General features: G+C 65.7%; 20 protein-coding genes. 7 read left to right on the top strand and 13 right to left on the bottom strand.

All coding sequences use genetic code 11. From position 1 onward, the window contains the following. The first annotated feature begins 208 nt into the window (after window positions 1–208). Window positions 209–1,552, top strand: coding sequence for an OmpA family protein (locus tag NR101_RS04575; protein ID WP_256775505.1), 1,344 nt, complete (start codon window positions 209–211; stop codon window positions 1,550–1,552). Between the two features lie 8 nt (window positions 1,553–1,560). Here NR101_RS04575 and NR101_RS04580 read toward each other — a convergent pair whose 3' ends face one another. Genes NR101_RS04580 through rluD form a run of 3 tightly spaced genes read right to left on the bottom strand, consistent with a single transcriptional unit; the run spans window position 1,561 to window position 3,759 of the window. Continuing rightward, entirely contained in the window at window positions 1,561–1,980 is a 420-nt protein-coding gene (locus NR101_RS04580; RefSeq protein ID WP_256775506.1) for a thiol-disulfide oxidoreductase DCC family protein, read from the bottom strand. Window positions 1,981–1,984: 4 nt separating this feature from the next. Beyond that, the gene (pgeF, locus tag NR101_RS04585) at window positions 1,985–2,764 is read right to left on the bottom strand and encodes a peptidoglycan editing factor PgeF (RefSeq protein ID WP_256775507.1); all 780 of its coding nucleotides are present in this window, start codon (window positions 2,762–2,764) and stop codon (window positions 1,985–1,987) included. Next, the gene (rluD, locus tag NR101_RS04590) at window positions 2,764–3,759 is read right to left on the bottom strand and encodes a 23S rRNA pseudouridine(1911/1915/1917) synthase RluD (protein WP_256775508.1); all 996 of its coding nucleotides are present in this window, start codon (window positions 3,757–3,759) and stop codon (window positions 2,764–2,766) included. Before rluD ends, pgeF begins: the two co-directional genes overlap by 1 nt. A gap of 116 nt (window positions 3,760–3,875) precedes the next feature. On the opposite strand from rluD, the gene NR101_RS04595 reads away from it, so the two are divergent. Then, a complete protein-coding gene (locus tag NR101_RS04595) occupies window positions 3,876–4,760 on the top strand; it encodes an outer membrane protein assembly factor BamD (RefSeq protein ID WP_256775509.1) in 885 nt (294 codons plus the stop codon). Window positions 4,761–5,428: 668 nt separating this feature from the next. On the opposite strand, the gene NR101_RS04600 is transcribed toward NR101_RS04595, so the two are convergent. The 3 genes from NR101_RS04600 to sucC form a co-directional block, all read right to left on the bottom strand. Then, window positions 5,429–7,063 carry an NAD+ synthase gene (locus tag NR101_RS04600; protein WP_256775533.1) on the bottom strand — a complete coding sequence of 545 codons (1,635 nt, stop codon included), beginning with the start codon at window positions 7,061–7,063 and terminating at the stop codon, window positions 5,429–5,431. Between the two features lie 263 nt (window positions 7,064–7,326). Continuing rightward, complete coding sequence (sucD, locus tag NR101_RS04605) at window positions 7,327–8,202, bottom strand: succinate--CoA ligase subunit alpha (protein ID WP_256775510.1); 876 nt, start codon at window positions 8,200–8,202, stop codon at window positions 7,327–7,329. 175 nt (window positions 8,203–8,377) lie between these two features. Beyond that, window positions 8,378–9,547, bottom strand: a complete 1,170-nt coding sequence (gene sucC / locus NR101_RS04610; RefSeq protein ID WP_256775511.1) for an ADP-forming succinate--CoA ligase subunit beta — start codon at window positions 9,545–9,547, stop codon at window positions 8,378–8,380. 336 nt (window positions 9,548–9,883) lie between these two features. Between sucC and NR101_RS04615 the strand changes: the two genes are divergently transcribed. Together NR101_RS04615 and NR101_RS04620 are read left to right on the top strand one after the other, a co-directional pair. Beyond that, window positions 9,884–11,497, top strand: coding sequence for an ATP-binding protein (locus NR101_RS04615; RefSeq protein WP_256775512.1), 1,614 nt, complete (start codon window positions 9,884–9,886; stop codon window positions 11,495–11,497). Window positions 11,498–11,585: 88 nt separating this feature from the next. Continuing rightward, the gene (locus NR101_RS04620; protein ID WP_256775513.1) at window positions 11,586–12,965 is read left to right on the top strand and encodes a sigma-54 dependent transcriptional regulator; all 1,380 of its coding nucleotides are present in this window, start codon (window positions 11,586–11,588) and stop codon (window positions 12,963–12,965) included. A gap of 289 nt (window positions 12,966–13,254) precedes the next feature. Here NR101_RS04620 and pilB read toward each other — a convergent pair whose 3' ends face one another. The 3 genes from pilB to NR101_RS04640 form a co-directional block, all read right to left on the bottom strand. Then, window positions 13,255–14,982 carry a type IV-A pilus assembly ATPase PilB gene (gene pilB, locus NR101_RS04625; RefSeq protein ID WP_256775514.1) on the bottom strand — a complete coding sequence of 576 codons (1,728 nt, stop codon included), beginning with the start codon at window positions 14,980–14,982 and terminating at the stop codon, window positions 13,255–13,257. A gap of 214 nt (window positions 14,983–15,196) precedes the next feature. Beyond that, a complete protein-coding gene (locus tag NR101_RS04630; protein ID WP_306175388.1) occupies window positions 15,197–15,607 on the bottom strand; it encodes a pilin in 411 nt (136 codons plus the stop codon). 122 nt (window positions 15,608–15,729) lie between these two features. Continuing rightward, a complete protein-coding gene (locus NR101_RS04640) occupies window positions 15,730–16,164 on the bottom strand; it encodes a pilin (RefSeq protein WP_256775515.1) in 435 nt (144 codons plus the stop codon). Between the two features lie 358 nt (window positions 16,165–16,522). On the opposite strand from NR101_RS04640, the gene NR101_RS04645 reads away from it, so the two are divergent. From NR101_RS04645 to coaE, 3 genes are read left to right on the top strand one after another with little or no spacing between them, the layout of a single operon-like run. Next, complete coding sequence (locus tag NR101_RS04645; RefSeq protein ID WP_256775516.1) at window positions 16,523–17,782, top strand: type II secretion system F family protein; 1,260 nt, start codon at window positions 16,523–16,525, stop codon at window positions 17,780–17,782. 7 nt (window positions 17,783–17,789) lie between these two features. Then, on the top strand, window positions 17,790–18,653 hold the full coding sequence (locus NR101_RS04650) for an A24 family peptidase (RefSeq protein ID WP_256775517.1): 864 nt from the start codon (window positions 17,790–17,792) through the stop codon (window positions 18,651–18,653). Window positions 18,654–18,663: 10 nt separating this feature from the next. Continuing rightward, window positions 18,664–19,293 carry a dephospho-CoA kinase gene (coaE, locus tag NR101_RS04655; RefSeq protein ID WP_256775518.1) on the top strand — a complete coding sequence of 210 codons (630 nt, stop codon included), beginning with the start codon at window positions 18,664–18,666 and terminating at the stop codon, window positions 19,291–19,293. 109 nt (window positions 19,294–19,402) lie between these two features. On the opposite strand, the gene NR101_RS04660 is transcribed toward coaE, so the two are convergent. The 4 genes from NR101_RS04660 to rimK form a co-directional block, all read right to left on the bottom strand. Continuing rightward, entirely contained in the window at window positions 19,403–20,770 is a 1,368-nt protein-coding gene (locus NR101_RS04660; RefSeq protein ID WP_256775519.1) for a HAMP domain-containing sensor histidine kinase, read from the bottom strand. Next, window positions 20,733–21,410, bottom strand: coding sequence for a response regulator transcription factor (locus NR101_RS04665; protein ID WP_017356179.1), 678 nt, complete (start codon window positions 21,408–21,410; stop codon window positions 20,733–20,735). Before NR101_RS04665 ends, NR101_RS04660 begins: the two co-directional genes overlap by 38 nt. 229 nt (window positions 21,411–21,639) lie before the next feature. Then, window positions 21,640–22,113 carry a hypothetical protein gene (locus NR101_RS04670; RefSeq protein WP_256775520.1) on the bottom strand — a complete coding sequence of 158 codons (474 nt, stop codon included), beginning with the start codon at window positions 22,111–22,113 and terminating at the stop codon, window positions 21,640–21,642. Window positions 22,114–22,357: 244 nt separating this feature from the next. Continuing rightward, window positions 22,358–23,251 carry a 30S ribosomal protein S6--L-glutamate ligase gene (rimK, locus tag NR101_RS04675; RefSeq protein ID WP_256775521.1) on the bottom strand — a complete coding sequence of 298 codons (894 nt, stop codon included), beginning with the start codon at window positions 23,249–23,251 and terminating at the stop codon, window positions 22,358–22,360. Window positions 23,252–23,360 lie beyond the last annotated feature (109 nt).

The raw sequence follows: 23,360 nt of genomic DNA on the forward strand, positions 1-23,360 counted from the left end.
CGGCGCAACGCCCGCTGCTGCAAGCCGTCGCCGCGATAGATCGCATTGATTGCCCCACCTCCGGTGACCTCGAAAACGAAACCTCCCACGAAATTTCATTTCGTATTGACGGTTGCTGACCAAAGTGACGCCCCCAAGAGCCCATCCATATCGCATGGGCCGGTTCGTGTACGCCTACGTGCACGCTCTTTCCGGGGGATTTTTCTGCATGTCAGCGCTCGACCGTTTCATCGAAGATGCCGCCGTACGATTCGACCTGGGCTACCGCGCACGCAGCGTGGTCGGCGTCCTGGTCGGCTGGATCGCCTCGCACCCGCTGGGACTGGACGGGCTGGAGCAGCAGTTCGACCAGGCCGGGCTCGGCGTGCAGTTCCGCTCCTGGCAGAGCCCGCGCGAGCTCTCCCGCCCGATCCTTGCCAGTGAACTCGAACACGCCGTCGGCACCCACGCGCTCGCCACGATGGCGCGTCGGGCTGGCTTCCCGCCGGGCACCTTCCGGGTGCTCGCCTGTGAGCTGCTGCCGGAGCTGATCGGGCTGGTGACGCCGCCCGAGGGCCATGCACGCGTGACGGCAGGCGCCACCAGGCCGCATCTGCAGCGTCGGCGCATCACGGGCGCGGCGCCCTCGCATGCAATGCGCGGGCTGGCCCTGCGCGGATCGCTATGGCTACTGGTGGGCATGGCCGTCGTCAGCCTCACCGCCTGGGTACATTTGAAAATGCACGCAGCGCATTGGGTGGCGCCGCAGGTCGGCGCGCAGCGCGATGCACAGCTGTCGCTGCAGCAACACGGGGACCGCATCCACGTGCAGGGCCGCCTGCCCACCGAGGCGGCGCGGCGCCAGGTCTGGAACGCCCTGGTCGCACTGCACGGCACGGCCAACGTGCGCGCCGAGATCGCGCTGGATCCGGGCACGCGCCGTCCGCGCTGGCTGGACCGGCTGATCACCCGGCTGCCGCACCTGTCCGGCGATGGCCTGTCGCTCGTCTTCGACGGCGACCGGCTGCAGCTCGATACCGCCTCCATGGATCCCACCCGGCGGCTGGACGTGTCACGACTGTTGCGCCGCGACTTCGCCGATCTGCATACCAGCGGTCTGTGGGGCCCCGGGTTGGCCGCGCTGGCCCACCTTCCGGCGCAGGCCGATGCTGCGCAGGTGGTCGATGCACTCAACCGGACCACATTGAAGTTCCATCCCGGCTCGACGGCGCTGACCGGCGATTGCGCCGACACCGTGCAGGCCGTGGCCGCCGCACTCTCGACCGCGCCCGCTGGCACACGGATCGAAGTGGGCGCCCATACCGACAGCGCCGGTGACGCGGCGGCCGATCTGCGGTTGAGCCAGCAACGTGCCGACACCCTGACCCATACGCTGCAGGCGCACGGCGTACCTGCAGCGATGCTGGTCCCCGTCGGTTACGGGCAGCAGCACCCGGTGGCCGACAACCGCAGCGACGAAGGCCGCGCGCGCAACCGGCGCATCCGCTACACGCTGCTCAGTCCCGATCCCGTCGTGGGCAGCGCCGACGTGCTGGCCTGGCAAACGCGGTGAACCCCGGATCAATCCAGGAAGCGCGCCGCCTGCTCCGGAGCCGGCAGGTAGCAGCGGTGATGCCGCCCGAACCAGCGGTAGCGGTTGCGTGCCAGTACGCGATAAGCACCGTCGCGCCATGCGCGTGGCAGCACCCGCAGCACGGTGACGATCCGCCACGGCCCGCCCAGTCCGCCCACCACCTGCAGGATCGCATCGGTATCGGTCCAGGCCCTGCCCCGATCCAGCAGCAGGAACGACAGCGGATCGTCGGGATCCAGGCCGTGCTGCAGCAGCAAGGCGCGTCCATGCGCGCCCTGCATCGCGGCGAAGCGATAGCGTCCGCGCCGGTCGAAACGCAGCAGGAAACGCACCCAGCGGCTGCACAAGGCGCACACGCCGTCGAACACGATCACCGCACCCTCGGCGCGCGCGTCATTACCGTTCATGCGCTCAGGGTGCAATCCATGCCAGCGTCGCCATGCGCCCGGTACGCCGGTCGCGACGGTGCGAATAAAAACGCTGCGGCTCGGCGATGCTGCACAGCTGACCGCCACTGACGTCCGCCGGGTCGATCCCGACGCGGTGCAGGCGTCGCCGCGCCAGCGCGAACAGGTCGACCTTCCAATGCCCGGCTCGGGTAGCGACAAAGGCTTCCTGCGCCCCCGCGTCGCGGTCGACAAAGGCGGCGAACACGTCCTCGCCGACCTCGTAATGCGCCGGCCCAGCGGCCGGACCCAACCATGCCTGCAGCTGCGCGGCCGGGGTATGCAGGGCAGCCACCGTCGCCTCCAGCATGCCGTCGGCCAGACCACGCCAACCGGCATGGGCCGCGCCGATCTCGCTACCGTCGCGGGCGGCAAACACTACCGGCAGACAGTCGGCGGTGAGGATGGCCAGCACCACGCCCGGCACCGAGGTCACCGCCGCATCGGCGGTCGGCTCCACGTCCACGCCGACCGCAGTCGGCGGCGCATCGAACCGCAGCACCGTGGTGCTGTGGACCTGGCGCAGCCAATGCGGCGCCGACGGCAGTGCCAACCCGGCCTGCAGCAGGTCGCGGTTGCGCTGCACCTGCGCCGGGTCGTCGCCGTCGGCGGCGTAACGGTTGCCCATGTTGAACTGGTCGAACGGCGGCCGCGATCCCCCTGCGCCAAAACGCAGGGTGCTCACGGCGGTGACCCCGGGCGGGGCCGGCCAGTCGGCCGCCAGCAGCGGAACCGGTGTCTGCATCAGCGGCGCCCGCGCTCCAGCTCGGCAAAGCGCTTGCTGTCTTCGCGCAGCGCCTGCATCAGCGCCTGCATGTCCGCCGGCGGCGGTGCGCTGTTGGTGATCGTCTCACCGGTGATCGGGTGCACGAACTCCAGCGTTTCGGCGTGCAGCGCCTGGCGCTTGAAGCCGCGCAGCTGCGCGACCAGTTCATCGCTGGCGCCCTTGGGCAGTTTCAGCGCGCCGCCGTACAGCTGGTCGCCGATGATCGGGTGCCGCAGGTGCGCCATGTGCACGCGGATCTGGTGGGTGCGGCCGGTTTCCAAGCGGCATTCCAGCGCGGTGTGTGCACGGAAGCGCTCGCGCAGGCGGTAATGGGTGATGGCATCCTTGCCGTCTTCGCGCACGGCCATGCGCACGCGGTCGCGCGGATGACGGTCGATCGCCGCATCGGCGGTGCCACCAGAGACCAGCGCCCCCACCACGATGGCCAGGTACTGGCGGTGCACCTGGCGCGCCGACAGCTGTTCCACCAGCGCTGTCTGCGCCTGGATGGTCCGTGCGATCACCATGACGCCGCTGGTGTCCTTGTCCAGCCGGTGCACGATGCCCGCGCGCGGCAGCACCGACAGCGACGGGTCGCGGAACAGCAACGCGTTGACCAGCGTACCGGTGGGATTGCCGGCACCGGGATGCACCACCAGGCCGACCGGCTTGTTGATGACGAACACATGCTCGTCCTCGTACAGCACCTCCAGCGGGATGTCCTCCGGCTCGGCGTGGGTCTGGGTGTCAAGCACGACATGCAGGCTGGCCACCTCACCGCCGCGCACCGGGTCGCGCCCGCGGACCTGCTCGCCGTCCAGCAGGACGTCGCCGGACTTGATCCACTCGGTCAGCTTGGACCGGGAGAATTCGGGGAACAGCTCGGCCAGCACGGCGTCGAAACGGCGCCCGGCGGCGGTGTCGGGCACCACGGCCTGGCGGGAGGATTCGGATTCAGAAGCGTTATCGGACATGGGGAAAGCACCGCAGGGAGACAAATTTGGGGTCCGGGCGACCACTTTCAGTCGCAGGACAGGCCACTAGGCTATCATCGACCCCTCGTATTCCAGCCGCGTCCCGCCCTGACCCCATGATCCGACGCTCTTTTTCGCTGTTCGCGCATGTCCGCACCGCCGCCCTGCTGCTGGTCCTGGCCCTCGTTGCCACTGGCTGCCATCGCGGCACCAAGGGCGATAACCCGGACGAAGGCCAGCCGGTCGAGAAGATCTACGAGAAAAGCCACCGCCTGATGGAAGGCGGCAACTGGAGCGGGGCCGAGACCAGCTTCCGGCGCCTGATCGCCCAGTACCCGTATGGTCCGTACACCGAGCAGGCGATGATCGAGACCGCCTACGCCCAGTACAAGGCCGGCAAGCACGATGACGCGGTGTCCAGCGTGGACCGCTTCATCCGTACCTACCCGACCCACCGCAACATCGCCTACATGTACTACCTGCGTGGCTTGGCCAACGGCAACCGCAACACGGTGTTCCTGCGCCGGGTGTGGTCGCTGGACCCGAGCCGCCGCGACCTGTCCACCCCGCGCCAGGCCTACGCCGATTTCAACATCGTCGTCGACCGCTACCCGAACAGCCGTTACGCCGCCGATGCGCGCCAGCGCATGATCGAGCTGCGCGACGTGTTCGCCCAGCACGAGCTGGACAACGCCCTGTACTACCTGCGCCGCCAGGCCTGGGTGTCGGCCGCCGGCCGTGCCAACTACCTGCTGGAAACCTACCCCCAGAGCGCCTTCCAGTACGACGCGGTTGCCGCCTTGGGCGAGGCCTACACTCACCTGGGCAACAAGACCCTGGCCGATGACGCGCGCCGCGTGCTGGAGCTGAACCAGCCCGAGCATCCGTGGCTGCAGGGCAAGTGGCCGAAGTATCCGTGGATGATCCGCAAGCTGAATCCGTTTGCCGGCGAGAAATCCGCCAGCACCGGCCAGCGCAATGCGACGATGAACCGCAAGTAAGACAAGGCCCCGCAAGGGGCCTTTTCTTTGGTTCTTCTCCCATTTGAGGGGGGCGTCTTGTTGCAAGGGCCTTCGCAGCGTGGGCGCGAGGCTTACCCGTGTGGACGGGCAGTGCCGGCGGCGAGTAGATCTGGTTGCTTCTCCGCTCGGGTCTGTCGCGCGCGTGAGGGCCCCTTAGCGGCCGGTAGGCCCCTGGCGCAAATGTCCCCCGGCCGCGTAGCGGCCTCCTCCTTTATTTTGCCCAGGCGCCTACCGGTCGCTAAGGGGCTCGGCTAGCGGTAATCAGATAAAAGCCAGGCGTTTTGGCGCTGGTCGGTGGGTCGGGCGCTGGGCCCCCATGCCCTTTCCGGCGACGCCCTCGGCGTCGGCCTGCGGCCGCCCCGTCCTCTGTTGTTTCGCCTCCAAGGGCATGGGGCCCAGCGCCCGGCCCACCGACCACCGCGCCTGGAACGGGCCAAAGCACACGTCTGCCTGTCCCGCATGGGGCGAAGCACCTTTTCTTTACGGTAGTGCCGACCGCCGGTCGGCTCCTCCGCGTGCTGCATAGGGTATGGGAGCGGGCCAGCAGCCGGCTCTACCGTGCCTTGCGCCTCCCGGATGCCAGGGCGGGCACCGGCCCGCACGGGGATATCCCCCAACTGCGCCCCTGCACCTATCGGTCTTGCCGGTCAGCCCTTGTAGCCGTTGCTGATCGGATACCGGCGTTCACGCCCGAACGCGCGCCGCGACACCTTCGGACCCGGGGCGGCCTGGTGGCGCTTCCACTCGCTGGTGCGCACCAGGCGCAGCACCCGGTCCACCACGTCGGCAGCGTACCCGGCCGCCACGATCTCCTCGCGCGACTGCTCCTGGTCCACGTAGCGGTACAGGATGCCATCGAGCACGTCGTAGGCCGGCAACGAGTCCTGGTCGGTCTGGTTGTCGCGCAGCTCGGCCGAGGGCGGGCGGCTGATCACCGCCGGCGGAATCACCGGCGCGCCGCCCACGGTGTTGCGCCACTTGGACAGGCCGAACACCTCGGTCTTGTACAGGTCCTTGAGCGGCGCATAGCCACCGCACATGTCGCCGTAGATGGTCGCGTAACCCACCGCATACTCGCTCTTGTTGCCGGTGGTCAGCAGCAGCCCGCCGAACTTGTTCGACAGCGCCATCAGGATCACGCCGCGGCTGCGCGACTGCAGGTTCTCTTCGGTGACGTCGGCGGCGTGGCCTTCGAACATCGGGCCGAGCGCAGCCATCAGCCCCTCGAACACCGGCTCGATCGACACCGCTTCCAGTTTCACGCCCAGCGCGCGGCACTGCTCGGCAGCCAGGTCGTTGGACATGCCGGCGGTATAGCGCGACGGCAGCCGCACCGCAGTGACGTTGTCCGCGCCAAGCGCGTCCACCGCCATGGCCAGCACCAGCGCCGAATCGATGCCGCCGGACAGGCCCAGCCACACCTTCTTGAAGCCGTTCTTGCGGCAGTAATCCTGGATGCCACGGGTCACCGCGCGCCAGGCCAGCGCGTCCATGCTCTCATCGCCGTCGTCGATCCACTCGCGCGGCAGGAAACGGCGCGTCTGCGCGTCGTAATCCACCACCAGCCACTGGTCGGTGAATGCCGCCGCGGCCGGGTGCACGGTGCCGTCGCCGTCGGCCACGACCGAGGCGCCATCGAACACCAGTGCGTCCTGGCCACCGACCACGTTGAGGTAGGCGATCGCCGCCCCGCTCTCACGCGTGCGTTCGGCCAGCAACGCATCGCGCTGAGCATGCTTGCCGCGCTCGTAGGGCGAGGCGTTGGGCACCAGCACCAGCTGCGCACCGTCGCGCACGGTGTCGGCGAGCGGCTCGGCGAACCACAGGTCCTCGCAGATCAGCACGCCGACCGGCACGCCCTTCAGCTCGAACACGCAGCTGCCACCGTCCGGGTCCACGTCGAAGTAGCGGCGCTCGTCGAACACCGCGTAATTGGGCAACTCGCGCTTGCGGTAGGTGTGCTCCACCTTGCCATCGCGCAGCACGCTGGCGGCGTTGTAGACCACCGCACCGGCCGCCTGCGGCCAGCCGACCACGACGGCGATGCCGGTCGCGGCGGCGGCGATGCGCGTGAGCGCCTGCTCGCAGTCGTACAGGAAGCCCGGACGCAGCAGCAGGTCTTCCGGCGGGTAGCCGCTGATGGCCAGTTCCGGGAACACCACCAGCTCGGCGCCGTACTCATCACGCGCCTCGGCGATCATCGCGATGATGTTGTCGGTGTTCTGCGCCACCGCGCCCACCGGGAAATCAAACTGCGCCATCGCGATGCGGATCGAAGCCATGAAGGTCCAGCCAGTGGTTGCAATGCGCTCATTGTAGTGCCGGCCGCTGGCCGACAACCACGCGATCGTCGGCGGCATCGTGCGGTGCCGGCCGCTGGCCGGCAACCACGCGATCGTTGGCGGCATCGTGCGGTGCCGGCCAGCGGCCGGCACTACCCGAGGGCGCGGGTTGAGGGCGGCGAAAACGCAGAAAGGCCGCCCGGAGGCGGCCTTTCTGTTTGGAGCAGCCGAGCATGGCTCGGCTCTACCGCGCGGCGGGCGGCTTATTTCACCAGCTTGGCGATGGCAGCGCCCAGGTCGCCCGGCGAACGGACGGTCACAACGCCAGCAGCTTCCATCGCGGCAAACTTGCCTTCGGCAGTGCCCTTGCCGCCCGATGCGATCGCACCGGCGTGGCCCATGCGCTTGCCGGCCGGAGCCGAGGCACCGGCGATGAAGCCGACGACCGGCTTCTTCACGAACTGCTTGATGTACTCGGCGCCGGCTTCTTCAGCATCGCCGCCGATTTCGCCGACCATGATGATGCCCAGGGTCTGCGGATCTTCGTTGAACAGCTTCAGGCAGTCGACGAAGTTCAGGCCGTTGATCGGGTCACCACCGATGCCAATGCAGGTGGACTGGCCCAGGCCGACTTCGGTGGTCTGCTTGACCGCTTCATAGGTCAGGGTGCCCGAACGCGACACGATGCCGATCTTGCCCGGCATGTGGATGTGGCCCGGCATGATGCCGATCTTGCACTCGCCCGGGGTGATCACGCCGGGGCAGTTCGGCCCGACCAGCACGGTGTCCGGATGCGAACGGGTCAGCACGTTCTTGACGCGCAGCATGTCCAGCACCGGGATGCCTTCGGTGATGCACACGATGACCTGGATGCCGGCAGCAGCCGCTTCCAGGATCGCGTCGGCCGCGTACGGCGGCGGCACGTAGATGACCGAGGCGTTGGCACCGGTGGCCGACACGGCGTCGGCAACGGTGTTGAACACCGGCAGGTCGATATGGGTGGTGCCGCCCTTGCCGGGGGTCACGCCGCCAACAACCTGGGTGCCGTACTCGATCATCTGAGTGGCGTGGAAGGTGCCCTGCTGGCCGGTGAAGCCCTGCACGATCACCTTGGTGTTCTTGTTGATCAAAACGGACATGTCTTGAAGTCCTTCGTAAATTATTTGGGCCGGCTTCGGAGGAGGAGCCATCGACCAGGTCGATGTCCGTTCCGCATGCCACCAGAACCCCCGTCACGCCACGTTGCGGCGTGCCAGCCCCCTTGACTCAAGGGGGCACGTCAGGATGCTGCCGGCGATCCGATGCCGTGGAAAATTAGGCGGCGGCTTTGACAGCGTCGACGACCTTCTTGGCGCCGTCGTTGATGTTGTCGGCCGGGATGATGGCCATGCCGCTGTCACGCAGCAGCTGCTTGCCTTCTTCCACGTTGGTGCCTTCCAGGCGCACCACGACCGGAACCTTGACGCCCACTTCCTTGACCGCGGCGATGATGCCTTCGGCGATCATGTCGCAGCGGACGATGCCGCCGAAGATGTTGACGAAGATGCCTTCGACCTTGTCCGAGGACAGGATCAGCTTGAACGCCTCGATGACGCGCTGCTTGTTGGCACCGCCGCCCACGTCCAGGAAGTTCGCCGGCTCGCCGCCGTTGAGCTTGATGACGTCCATGGTGGCCATGGCCAGGCCGGCGCCGTTGACCATGCAGCCGATGTTGCCGTCCATGGTGACGTAGTTGATGTCCAGCTCCGAAGCGGTCACTTCGGTTTCGTCTTCCTGGGTCTTGTCGCGCATGGCGACCAGGGCCTTCTGACGGAACGCGGCGTTGTCGTCGCTGTCGAACTTGCCGTCCAGCGCGTACAGGTTGCCGTCGTCCAGGATCGCCAGCGGGTTGATTTCAACCAGCGCCAGGTCCTTTTCGTTGAACAGGCGGTACAGGTTCACCATGATGTTGGCGAACTGGCCGGCCTGCTTGGCGGTGAGGCCCAGCTTGAAGCCGAAATCACGGCCGTGGTAACCCTGCACGCCTTCGACGAAGTCGACGTTGAGCGAGTGGATCAGCTCCGGGGTTTCAGCGGCGACCTGCTCGATCTCCACGCCGCCTTCGGACGAGGCGATGTAGGTGATGGTCTTGGTGCCACGGTCGACCAGTACCGACAGGTACAGTTCCTTGACGATCTCGCCGGCGGTGGTCACCAGCACCAGGTTCACCGGCAGCTCGACGCCGGCGGTCTGGTAGGTGGCCATCTTGGTGCCGAGCATCTTGGCCGCAGCGGCCTTCACATCGTCGGTGGTCTTGCAGAACTTGACGCCGCCAGCCTTGCCGCGGCCGCCCGCGTGGATCTGCGCCTTGACCATCCAGGGGCCCTGGCCCAGGGAATTGGCCGCTGCAACTGCTTCATCCGGGGTCGCCGCGACCTTGCCGGCCGGGACGGGAATGCCGTACTCGGCAAGCAGTTGTTTTGACTGGTATTCGTGGAAATTCATGCGTCACCGTGGGTATAGGAACGACCGCACGCATCTCCAAGGCTCCCTCACGGGGCGCCGGTAAGGACCGCGGCGGGCCCACTATTGTGGACGAGCTGGCGCGCAGGCGCAAAGACGCGCGTCGGCCGCCCCCCGGGGCGGCCGATTCCGGCGATTTTTCAGACAGTTGCGGCATCGGCCCTGCCCAGCCCCGAGCGCCTGCCCTGCGGCAGTGCGCAACGGGGCCGGCGCTGGAAGGGGTACGTGCCATGGACGCGGGCGTCAATCAGCGCCACCGGCACCCCATGTACGGCCACACCCTCTACACTGGCCACATGCCTGAAGGGGAGTTCCGGCGTGTCACCCAGTGCTTCATTGATCGACCGCATCGAATCCATACCGAAGCGCGAGCTGTACTTTTTTGCCCTCTACCGCCTGCTGATCGCCGCCGTGATCGCGGCCCTGCTGTTCAGCCCGCTGAGCACGCTGGTCGGTGCGGCCGACCACCCGCGCCTGGCCGGCGTGGTCAGCGGCGCCTACCTGGCGCTGGCGCTGCTGATCCTGGTGATCGGCCGCAACGAGCGCTGGCTGCGCCCGATCGTGATCGGCAGCGTGATCGTGGACATCATCGCCGCCACCCTGCTGGCCCATGCCCTGCCCGGGGCCAGCGCCGGCCTGTCGATGTCCTTGCTGTTCAGCATCGCCGCCGCTGCCACGCTGCTGCCCTTGCCGCTGGGCATGGGCATTGCGCTGACCGCCAGCGCCGCCACCGCCGGCGAGTACCTGTGGAAGCTTCTGGAAGGCGGCGACCCCACCCGGACCCTGGCCGAGCTGGCGATGTTCGTCACCAGCTACCTGGCCTTGGCCTACGTCAGCTACCAGGTCGGCAACCGCGCTCGCCGCAACCAGCAGCTGGCCAACCAGCGCGGCGACGAGGTCGCCAACCTGTTCGAAATCAACGAGCTGATCATCCGCCGCATGCGCACCGGCGTACTGGTGGTGGACGGGGCCAACCGCATCACCCTGGCCAACGAAGCCGCCTCGACCCTGATCGGCGACGCCGACGGCGACGGCGGCAGCGGCCGGCTGGAACTGGGCAGCGCCTCGCCCGACCTGAGCCGGCGCCTGCAGCGCTGGCGCAACGGATGGAAAAATGAGGAAACCCCGCTGCAGCTCTCGCCCGACCAGCCGGAAGTGCAGCCGCGCTTCGCCCGCCTGCTGGCCGGCAGCGACCTGACCCTGGTGTTCCTGGACGATTCCACCGTGGTCTCCCGGCGCGCCGAATCGCTGACGTTGTCGGCGATGGGCCGCTTCTCGGCCAGCCTGGCCCATGAGATCCGCAACCCGCTGGCGGCGATCAACTACGCCGCCCAGCTGCTGGAGGAATCCACCGCCATCGGCGACACCGACCGGCGCCTGCTGCAGATCATCCACCAGCAGTGCCAGCGCACCAACGGCATCGTCGAAAGCGTGCTGGGCCTGGCCCGGCGCGAGCGCGCCAACCCGGAAAACCTGGACCTGGCCGCGTTCGTGCGCCGCTTCGTGCTGGAGTACAAGCAGGGCATCACCCTGGAGACGGACAGCATCGAGCCGATCATCACCGAAACCTCGGTGCACGCCCTGGTCGACCCGCGCCACCTGCATCAGATCCTCACCGTGCTGGTCCACAACGCCCTCAAGTACGGACGCGTCGGCCAGGAGCCGGCACGGGTGCGGCTGCGCGTGGCGCGCCAGGAGCGCGCCGCCGTCATCGACGTGATGGACCGCGGCCCGGGCATCCCCGAAACGGTGGCCAGCCAGCTGTTCCGCCCGTTCTTCACCACCTCCGAGCACGGCACCGGGCTGGGCCTGTATATCGCCCGGGAGCTGTGCAAGGCCAACCAGGCCAACCTGGAATACGTATCGGTGCCGGCCGGTGGCGCGTGCTTCCGGCTGGTCCTGGCCGGCCCGCACACTCTGCTGCCGCAATGAACCGTTCACGGCAGGCACCGTCGCTGCGGGTCGCCGCATGCGTCAAACATTTGTCGGATCCAACCGCCCTCGGCTATCTTCCCCCCATATGAACGAAACCCGCAGCGCCCTCGTCGTCGACGACGAACGTGACATCCGCGAACTGCTGGTACTGACCCTGGGCCGCATGGGCCTGCGTATCAGTACCGCAGCCAACCTCGCTGAAGCCCGCGAGCTGCTGGCCAGCAATCCCTACGACCTGTGCATCACCGACATGCGCCTGCCCGACGGCAACGGCATCGAGCTGGTCACCGAGATCGCCCAGCACTACCCGCGCACGCCGGTGGCGATGATCACCGCCTTCGGCAGCATGGACCTGGCCGTGGAAGCGCTGAAGGCCGGTGCCTTCGACTTCGTCAGCAAGCCGGTGGACATCTCGGTCCTGCGCGGGCTGGTCAAGCACGCCCTGGAACTCAACAACAGTGAACGCGTCGTGCCGGCCGCACTGGCCAGCGACCAGGCCGCGCGCCTGCTCGGCGAGTCTCCGGCCATGGACGCCCTGCGCGGCACCATCGCCAAGGTCGCGCGCAGCCAGGCGCCGGTCTACATCCTCGGCGAGTCCGGCGTCGGCAAGGAGCTGGTGGCACGCACCATCCACGCCCAGAGCGCCCGCGCCGCCGGCACCTTCGTCCCGGTCAACTGCGGCGCGATTCCGTCCGAACTGATGGAAAGCGAATTTTTCGGTCACAAGAAGGGCAGCTTCAGCGGCGCCCACGCCGACAAGCCGGGCCTGTTCCAGGCCGCGCACGGCGGCACCCTGTTCCTGGATGAAGTGGCCGAACTGCCGCTGCAGATGCAGGTAAAACTGCTGCGCGCCATCCAGGAAAAATCGATCCGCCCGGTCGGCTCGGCCACCGAGGTACCGGTGGATGTGCGCATCCTCTCGGCCACCCACAAGGACCTGGGCGAACTGGTCGAAGACGGGCGCTTCCGCCACGACCTCTACTACCGCATCAATGTGATCGAACTGCGCGTGCCGCCGCTGCGCGAGCGCCGCAGCGACCTGCCGCAGCTGGCCGCCTCGATCCTGGCGCGCCTGGCCCGCACCCATGAACGGCCCACGCCGCTGCTGGCGCCGTCCGCCCTGGATGCGCTGGCCCAATACCATTTCCCCGGCAACGTCCGCGAACTGGAGAACATCCTGGAGCGCGCCCTCGCGCTGGCCGAAACCGACAGCATCGGCGCCAGCGACCTGCGCCTGCCCCAGCACGGCGGCCTGCGCCCCGGCAGTAATGCCGCGGTGGAAGAAGCCGTGGTCGACCTGCCGGCCGGCAACGGTGCCCTGCCCTCCTATATCGAACAGATGGAGCGCACCGCGATCCAGAAGGCGCTGGAGGAGAACCGCTGGAACAAGACCCGGACGGCGGCGCAGTTGGGGATTACGTTCCGGGCGCTGCGCTACAAGTTGAAGAAGCTGGGGATGGATTGAGCTTCATGGGGGCTGATCCATTCCGCCACGCGCGACTGCCCCGATGGGTGCCGCGCTATCTGACCTCGCGCGACAACCCACTACGCTGCTGCGCCATCTGACGCCGCGCGACAACCGCGGTAGAGCCGCCCCATGGGTGGCTGCTCTTCGATCCGGACACCCCCAACTCACCGCGCGCGGCGGGCGCCGCGACAGCCAGGCATGGCTTGGCGCTACCCTTTTGTCGGCGTTCCCCGCACATGAAAAGGCCCGCATCCGCGGGCCTTTTCCGTTCGACCGAACCGATCGATCAATCCTTGGTGACGCGATTGATCTCAGCCAAGCTGGTCGTACCCGCCGCCGCCTTCACCAGCGCCGACTGCCGCAGATCATTCACCCCGGCCCGTTGCGCGGCCTCGGCAATCTGGATCGCATTGCCGCCGGCCAGCACGATCACCGAAATTTCCTCACTCATCGGCATCACCTGGTAGATACCGGTACGGCCCTTGTAGCCCTCGGTGCACTCTTCGCAGCCGACCGCCTCGTACAGGGTGATGCCGGCATCGACCTGGGCCTGGGTGAAGCCTTCGGCCAGCAACGCGTTCGCCGGCAAGGTGATCGGCCGCTTGCAGTTGTTGCACAGCCGCCGCGCCAGGCGCTGGGCAATCACCAACGTCACCGAACTGGTGATGTTGAACGGGGCGATGCCCATGTTCATCAGACGCGCGATGGTCTGCGGCGCATCGTTGGTATGCAGCGTGGACAGCACCATGTGGCCGGTCTGCGCGGCCTTGATTGCGATCTCGGCCGTTTCAAGGTCGCGGATTTCGCCGACCATGATGATGTCCGGATCCTGGCGCAGGAACGAGCGCAGTGCGGCGGCAAAGGTCATGCCGCGCTTGACGTTCTGCTGCACCTGGTTGACGCCGGGCAGGCGAATTTCCACCGGATCTTCGGCCGTGGAGATGTTGCGCGTTTCATCGTTGAGGATGCCCAGTGCCGTATACAGCGACACCGTCTTGCCCGAACCGGTCGGGCCGGTCACCAGCACCATACCGTAGGGCTTGTGGATGGCGTCCAGGAACAGCTTCTGCTGCGCGGCCTCGTAACCCAGCTTGTCGATACCCAGCTTGGCTGCGCTGCCGTCCAGGATACGCAACACGATCTTTTCGCCAAACAGAGTCGGCAGCGTACTGACGCGGAAGTCGATCTGCCGGGTCTTGGACAGGTTGAGCTTGATGCGACCATCCTGCGGCACGCGCTTTTCGGCGATGTCCAGCTGCGACATCACCTTCAGGCGCGCGGCGATGCGCTGGTTGAGCTTGACCGGGGCCTTGGCCACGTTCTTGAGCAGGCCATCAATGCGGAACCGCACGCGGTAGTCGTCTTCATACGGCTCGAAGTGGATGTCCGAGGCGCCCTTGCGGATCGCATCGATCAACACCTTGTTGACGAACTTCACCACGGGCGTGTCATCGCCCTTGGCATCCACGCCGGAGTCGGTCGAACCACCTTCCTCGTCGCCGGCCGACACATCCAGGTCGCCCATGCCGTCATCGTCGCCGCCCAGGCTGCCACCGAGCGTGTCGTGCTTGGACTGCCACTGCTCCAGGGTGCGCTTGATCTGGTCCTCATCGACCAGGATCGGCTCGACCACCAGGTTGGTGTGGAACTTGATCTCATCCAGCGAATGGGTCGGGTCGCTGGTACCGATGAACAGCTTGCCGCCGCGCTTGAACAGCGGCAGCACGCGGTGCTTGCGCAGGAGTTCTTCGCTGACCAGACTGATGGCGCTCTGGGTGCCGTCGAACACCGAGACGTCGAGCAGGGGCATGCCGAACTCGAGGGCGTTGGCGGCGGCCAGCTGGGATGCGGTGACCAACCTCTTTTCGGCGAACCACTGAGGCAAGGGCTGCTTGGCAGCGGCAGCCTTGGCCATCGCATCGCGAGCGCCTGCCTCGTCCAGCGCACCGTCTTGGACCAGACGGCGGGCGATGCCGGTGATGCCTACAAGATTGGCGGTCACTACTGCGTTCATCTGGTTCCCCTAGACATTTCAATTCGTGTGCCGCACATGCAATACACACCCACCGAATCTGGATTCACGCATGAGCCTTGGCGGTCAACAACACCCAGACTGCCTCGTGCGACACAACACCATCATAGCGGTTGTGCCGGGTCGTCGGCAGCCCTGACACCGATGCGCCTACGCCAGTTTCTGAATACCGACGCTCATCAAAATGACTGCACACTTAGCCTCGGCACTCTGCCGGGACATGTTTGAGCTCGCCTACCAACAGCGAACATGTCCACGCTATAGCACTGTCGTTAACAAGTTGCGGGGCAAGCGCGAGCGTCACGGCGCCGGCCACTTCGGTGGTGGTCACCTCCAAACGTCCGTTCTGCTCGCAATGGACCGAAGCTACGTTGGTGGTGACGCCACCCAGCGAATTCACGTTATTGCAAGCAGTGCTATCCAGAACTGCTGCTGTACTCACGTTTTCGACCACGAGAGCCTTATACGCACTCATACCTACGAGCGCCTCAGCGACACGTGCGCGGACCGTGTAGTCCTGATACGCAGGCAGCGCCAAAGATGCCAGAATGGCGATAATTGCAACGACAATCATCAGTTCAATCAACGTAAAACCCGCGCTTTTCATCACTCCCCCTGAATTTAGTGATTAATGCAATGCCCCTCCTAAGTGGCTCTGCAAAAAAAAAGCTCCCTTCGTTTCGAAAGGAGCTCTCTTCAATCCACCTCAGCCGACAAAGGCCAGTGAGATTAGACGCGGCATTCAGCCGGCACGTACTTGTTGTTGGCCGCTGCGGAAACGGCGCACTTCCAAGTGATCACATCTTCAGGAACAGCACCGCCAGCCAGCGCTGCGCCGCCACTTTCCGGCGTCAGGGTCAACTGGACGCCCTTGGCGTTGTCATTCATCGTCACCGAAATCACGCCGGTGCCGTCATCGACGGCGATGGTGTTCACGTTCGTGGTGGCCGCCGTGAACGCGTAACCCTGACCGAGGTCCTGGGAACCGTTGCTGGCGTTCTCAGCCACGATGGTCTTGGCGGCCGATGCGAGGGTCAAACCTTCCGATACGCGGGCGCGGACGGTGTAGTCCTGGTAGGCCGGCAGTGCGATGGCGGCCAGGATGGCGATGATCGCCACGACGATCATCAGTTCGATGAGGGTAAAGCCCTGCTGCTTCTTCATGAGTACATCCCCTAGAGATAGGTAAAAAATGAACACTGGGTCGCGGCCTGGCCGGCAGACCGGCTGAGCTAAGGCAAGCGCCTGTGCGGGTGGATCAAAGCAGGTTGCGTGCCAACTTCTTAGCAATGCTCCCCAGCATTCCCCGGCGCAATGATGGCAGCAATCCTGCGGATTGGAACCCCCCGCACAGTAATTTGCGACCAACCCTGCAATGTGACGTACTGCGTCACGTTCTGACCAACAGGGTCTTGGATGAAGGTCACGCTTTCTTGTCAGGCGGGGATGCCACCCGGGGCCGGAACCGGCTACCATGCGCCCAGATAGCCCGCCTGGGGATGGTGTGGCTGGGGAGCCTCGTATGTCCGTTAGCCGTACTGCAGTCAAGAAAGAGCCCGTGGCGCGAAATACCATGGAGCTGCAACCGTTTGTCTGGGAGGGGACCGACAAGCGCGGAATCAAGATGAAGGGGGAGCAGACGTCCAAGAGCGCGAATCTGCTCCGGGCCGAACTGCGCCGCCAGGGCATAACGCCCAAAGTGGTCAAACCCAAACCCAAGCCATTGTTTGGCGCCGCCGGCAGTGCGGTCAGCGCTAAGGACGTCTCCTTCTTCAGTCGCCAGATGGCGACGATGATGAAGTCCGGTGTGCCGATCGTTAGCGCGCTGGAGATCATCGGAAGCGGACACAAGAACCCGCGCATGAAGAAGATGGTGGAAACCATCCGCACAGATATCGAAGGCGGCTCGTCCATGTACGAAGCCATCAGTCAGCATCCAGTGCAGTTCGACTCGCTGTACCGCAATCTGGTCCGCGCTGGTGAAGGCGCAGGTGTGCTGGAGACAGTCCTCGACACGGTGGCAACCTACAAGGAAAACTTGGAAGCCCTGAAGGGGAAAATCAAGAAAGCGATGTTTTACCCGGCCATGGTCGTCGTAGTCGCTCTTGTCGTCAGCGCCATCCTGCTCATCTTCGTAGTGCCACAGTTCGAGGATGTGTTCAAGAGTTTCGGCGCGGAACTGCCGGCGTTCACGCAATTGATCGTCAACATGTCGCGATTCATGGTTGCGTATTGGTGGCTGATACTTTTGATTGTTGGCGGCAGCGCCGCGGGCTTCATCTTTTCGTATAAACGCTCGCCCTCTATGCAGCACACCATGGATCGCCTGATTTTGAAGGTGCCGGTCATGGGGCAGATCATGAACAACAGCGCGATTGCCCGCTTCGCCCGCACCACTGCCGTTACTTTCAAAGCCGGCGTGCCACTGGTAGAAGCCCTCGGGATTGTCGCAGGCGCCACCGGCAACAAGGTGTATGAAGAGGCAGTGCTACGCATGCGTGATGACGTGTCGGTTGGTTATCCAGTCAACATGGCCATGAAACAGGTGAACCTGTTCCCGCACATGGTGGTGCAGATGACCGCCATCGGTGAAGAAGCCGGCGCCCTGGACACCATGTTGTTCAAGGTGGCCGAGTACTACGAGCAGGAGGTCAACAACGCCGTTGATGCCCTCAGCAGCCTGCTGGAGCCGATGATCATGGTGTTCATTGGTACCATCGTCGGCGGCATGGTCATCGGCATGTACCTGCCCATCTTCAAACTCGGCGCCGTCGTCGGCTAAGGTAACAATGGCATTTCTCGACCAGCATCCCGGTCTCGGCTATCCCGCCGCGGCCGGTCTGGGACTGCTCCTGGGCAGCTTCCTCAACGTAGTCATCCTGCGTCTGCCCAAGCGGCTGGACTGGCAGTGGAAGCGCGACGCCCGCGAAGTGCTCGAAGAGCCGGACATCTACGAGCCGCCGCCGCCGGGGATCGTGGTGGAGCCGTCGCACTGCCCGCACTGCAAGCACAAGTTGGCCTGGTTCGAGAACATCCCGCTGTTCAGCTGGCTGGTCCTGCGCGGCAAGTGCCGACATTGCCACGCCCCGATCTCCATCCAGTACCCGCTAGTGGAGCTGGTCACCGCCCTGCTGGTGCTGGCCAGCGTGTGGCAGTTCGGCTTCGGTTGGCAGGGCTTCGGCGCGATCGTGCTGAGCTGCTTCCTGGTCGCCCTGTCCGGGATCGATCTACGGACCCAACTGCTCCCGGACCAGTTGACCCTGCCACTGATGTGGTTGGGCCTGATCGCGGCCAGCGACAACCTGTACATGCCCGCCAAACCCGCCCTGCTGGGCGCGCTGGCCGGCTATCTGTCGCTCTGGTCGGTGTGGTGGCTGTTCAAGCAGATCACCGGCAAGGAAGGCATGGGGCATGGCGATTTCAAACTGCTGGCCGCGCTCGGCGCCTGGTGCGGGCTGAAAGGCATCCTGCCGATCATCCTGCTGTCCTCGATCGTGGGCGCGATCATCGGCTCGGTCTGGCTGTATTCGCGCGGTCGCGATCGTGCCACCCCGATCCCGTTCGGCCCCTACCTGGCGATTGCCGGCTGGATCGTGTTCATGTGGGGCGAGCCGCTGATCAACGCCTATATGGGCTTCGCCGGCCTACGCTGAGGGCCGGCCGATGTCTGATTACGTCATCGGCTTGACCGGCGGTATCGCCGCCGGCAAAAGCGAGCTGAGTCGCCGCTTCGAAGATCTGGGCATTACCGTGGCGGACGCCGACGTCGCAGCACGCGCCGTGGTTGCCCCCGGCAGCGACGGCCTGAAGCGTATCGCGGCGCACTTCGGCGATAGCATCCTGCTGGCCGATGGAAACCTGAACCGGGCCACCCTGCGCGAGCGCATCTTCGCCTCCGCGCAGGACCGTCAGGCACTGGAAGCGATCACCCACCCGGCCATCCGCCAGTTGCTGCGCGACACCTGCGAGCAGGCGGGCGGCCCCTATGCAATCGCTGCCATCCCCCTGCTGACCGAAGCCGGCGGCCGCCAGCAATACCCCTGGCTGGACCGCATCCTGGTGATCGATGTGCCCGTGGCCGTGCAGCACGCACGCCTGCTGCAGCGCGATGGCATCACCACCGAACTGGCCGACCGGATGATCGCCGCCCAGGCCAGCCGCGAGGCGCGCCTGGCCCTGGCCGATGACGTGGTGGTCAATGACGGGCAGCCGGAGCACCTGCAGGCCAAGGTGGAGGCGCTGGATCAGCTGTACCGGCTGCTGTCCGCCAAAACGGTTGCCGACCACCGGTAGAGCCACCCCATGGGTGGCTGCCTTTGGGTATACCGACACACCGCACAGCCACCCATGGGGTGGCTCTACCGGACGTGGTGATTACACCGCCGGCGAGCGGATGCGACGATCAAACCGCCGGCGAGAACGTCAACGTCGCCACCACACCCCGATCCACGCCCGGGCGCACACTGACCTGCCAGCCGTACAGATCGCATAGGCGGCTGACGATCGACAAGCCGATCCCGCCCCCCTGCGAGTGCCCGGCATGGGTACCGCGGTAACCACGCTGGAACAGCTTGGCCGCATCCTCCGCGCTCAACCCCGGGCCGCTGTCGATCACATCCACGTGGTTGCCGGTGACGACCACGCGCACCGAGCCTTCCTGCGAGTACTTCACCGCGTTGCCGATCAGGTTGCCCAGGGCCACCGACAGTGCCGACTCGGGCGCGTCGATGACCAGCTCGCGGTCGCCCTCCAGCACCAGCTCCAGCGGCTTGCCGCCAAGCTGGGCGCGGTGCGCATCAAGCAATTGCTCTGCCACCCGCGCCACGTTGCTGTTGCCCTGCCCGCGCTCGTTGCGCGACAGCAGCAGCAGGGAGCCGATCAGATCGGTACATTGCTGTTCGGCACGCTGGATGCGCTGCAGCCGCTGCAGCACCTTTTCATCCAGGCCGGGGCGCGCCAGCAACAGCTCGGTCGCGCCGCGAATGACCGCCAGCGGCGTACGCAGCTCGTGGCTGACGTCGGCGTTGAACTCACGGTCGCGCTGGACCACTTCGGTCAATCGCGAGGAATAGTCGTCGAGCGCCTGGGCCAGCTGGCCCACCTCGTCGTCGGGAAAGCGCGGGGCCAGTGGCTCCGGCTCGCTGGTGCCACCCCGGTAAGCCCGCAGACGCGCGGCAAGATCGGACACGGGCTTCATCACCTTGGAGGCCGACCACCAGCCCAATACCAGCGACAGCAGGCTGAACACCAGCACCGACACCAGCAAGGCGCGCTTGAGCTGCGCCTCGCCGCGGATGCTCTCGGTCATGTCGTAAGCGAGGAAGAACCAAGCTTCCGGCGTCTTGCGTACGGCCAGTTTGTAGGAGAACGCATTGCCGCGTTCATCCACCCCACCCAGGCTGTGGATGCCATCGCGGAAGTCATACCAGTCCGGCTCTTCGGTACGCAGGGCGTCGAACTTGTCTGGTCGGACAATCCGCGCGCGCATCTGCTGCACCGGCAGGTCGGGATTGCGAGAGGGATCGGCGGAATAGCGATGCGCGTACTCGTCGATATTGCGGTTCATCACGTCTTCGACCAACTGGTTTTCCACGCGCGCACGCGCCCAGTTGGTGGCAAAAGCGAACAGTGCCGTCAGGCAGAAGCCCAACAGCACGAACGAGACGATGATGCGGCTGCGCAGCCGGCGCCGATATGGCGCGCGGCGACGCTCCCCCTTGCCCGTCACCGGATCAGGCTTCCGGCGCGGCGATGCGGTATCCGATGCCATGGCGGGTCTGGATCAACGGCACCTCGAACGGCTTGTCCACCACTGCGCGCAGGCCGTGGATGTGCACGCGCAGCGAGTCCGAATCGGGCAACTCTTCACCCCAGACGCGGGTTTCCAGTTCCTGGCGGGTCACCACCGCGGGCGCGGCTTCCATCAGGGCCTGCAGGATTTTCAGCGCCGTCGGGTTGAGCTGCAGCAGCTTGCCCTGGCGGCGCACTTCAAGCGTATCCAGGTTGTATTCCAGATCACCGGTTTCCAGCACGCGGGTCTGCACCCCCTTGCCGCGACGCGACAGCGCGTTCAACCGCACCTCCACTTCCTGCAGCGCGAACGGCTTGATCAGGTAATCGTCGGCGCCGGAGTCGAACCCGGCCAGCTTGTTGTCCAGCGAATCGCGTGCGGTGAGCATCAGCACCGGGGTCTGCTTGCGCGCTTCATTGCGCAGCTTGCGGCAGACTTCGATGCCGTCCATGCCGGGCAGGTTGAGATCCAGAACAATCGCATCGAATTCGTGCACCACGGCAAGGTGCAAGCCAGTCACGCCGTCGGCGGCGAAGTCCACGGTATGCCCGCGGTCTTCAAGGTAATCGCCCAGGTTGGCGGCGATGTCGCTGTTGTCTTCAATTACAAGAATTCGCACTGTGACCTCTGGTTGGCAGGTGATCCTTTCGGATCAGGAGCATCGGATCGCGCGGACGACCCTGTTACAGCCGGTAGCCCCGTTCCTCGCACCTTGGGGAAGATACACATCCCATTGTTAACATTAGACAGTGGATGTCGCTCATTCCGCGTCAAAAGCCACCTTCTCCCCTCAAGGCACCTGCCTGGCGACATCCCGCCTCGCCCGGAAAGGGAGGCGGGACCCGGCATCAATTGCTGGAGGCGTTCGGGGATCGACGATTGTTGAGGTAGTCCTTGCCATCCTCGCGCGCCTTGCGGCGCTGCGCCACGGTCATGCACACACTCTCATGGAAATTGCTGCCGGTGGCCTTTTCGCGGCGGCAGACCAGGCGGCTGTCTTCCTTCGCACGGGTCAGGATGGTGTTGACCGTCGACTGGTCGTTGAGCAGCTGGGTACGGGCGACCGGGCTCAGTTCCTTTGCGGACTCATGGCCCTGCAAGGCCGACTTGATGCGGTCCAACGCGGCCTGGACCTGGCTGCGGTCCTCCGGCGTGATCTCGCTGTAGGTCTCACTGCGCAGCGCGCCCTCCACCTTCTGGATCTGCTCGCTGATCGGGACCTCGACGTTGAGCGAGACCTCGTGGTCCTTGCCCTGCGACATTTTCGCCTCGCTGACGCCGGCGACGGTGAACAACAACATCGTGCAGACCAAACGGTACATACGCAGTGCTCCATCCATGAACGAGCGCCAAATGTAACCAGCCTGCGGGCGGCGGACAAGTGAGATTTATCACCCTCCCGGGACAGGCGGCCGATCGAGAAAAAGGCCCAGGCGGAACCCGCCTGGGCCTGAAAGTGTTTCCCGATTACCGATCCTGCTGAGGAGGGCAGAGCTGCGGTTCGATGAAGGCTACGCTGGGGCCGATTAAAGCCTCGTTAAAACCGCAGAAACTTTCCGGAAAATTTCAAGCCTTTGAATTAACAGGCTTTTTCATCGACGCAACGTGCTCAATGATCCGCCCTGCCAAGTCCGCCTGACAGATCGCCTCGATGCCCTCCAGGCCCGGCGTGGAGTTCACCTCCAACACCAGCGGACCACGGCTGGAGCGGATCAGGTCGACCCCGGCCACGCTCAGGCCCAGCGCCTTGGCCGAGCGCACCGCCACCAGTTGCTCGGCCCGGCTGGCTTTGGCGGCCCGGGCGCTGCCACCGGCATGAAGGTTGGAGCGAAAGTCGCCGTCCGGAGCCTGGCGCTGCATCGCCCCCACCACCTGGTCGCCAACGACCAGACAACGCAAGTCGGCGCCTTGCGCCTCGCCGATGAACTCCTGCATCAGGAAGTTGGCGTACAGACCGCGCAGGGCTTCGACGATACCCCGGGAGGCACTGGCCTTCTCGGTCAGGATCACACCGCGTCCCTGCGTGCCCTCGTTGAGCTTCACCACGTGCGGCGGCGGCCCCAGCATCGACAGCAGGTCGACCGTGTCGTCGGGGTTGTCGCCGAACACCGTCACCGGCATGTCGATGCCCTTGGAGGCCAGGATCTGGTGCGCGCGCAGCTTGTCGCGGGCGCGCAGGATCGCATCGGAGGGATTGGGCGTGCGGGCGCCCATCATTTCGAACTGGCGCAGCACGGCCGTGCCATACCGCGTCACCGAGGCACCGATACGCGGGATCACCGCATCCACGCCGGTGATCGGACGGCCCTTGTAATGCATGGTGAAACCATCGGCGGCGATGCGCATGTAACAGCGCAGCGGATCGAGCACGCGCACGGTGTGGCCGCGCGCGCGCGCGGCTTCTACCAGCCGGCGCGTGGAGTACAGCTTGCTGTTGCGGGACAGGATGGCGAGTTTCATCGCGGTGGGCGCACGGGGCCGGAAAACGCGAAGCATAGCCTGCGCCGGGTACGCTGCGATGAGGATCGCGCGACGCGCAGCTCAGCGGTGGTTTGAGGCGCACAGGTCA

The sequence above is a fragment of the Stenotrophomonas sp. Ste86 genome, from assembly GCF_024519465.1.
GTDB lineage: Bacteria > Pseudomonadota > Gammaproteobacteria > Xanthomonadales > Xanthomonadaceae > Stenotrophomonas.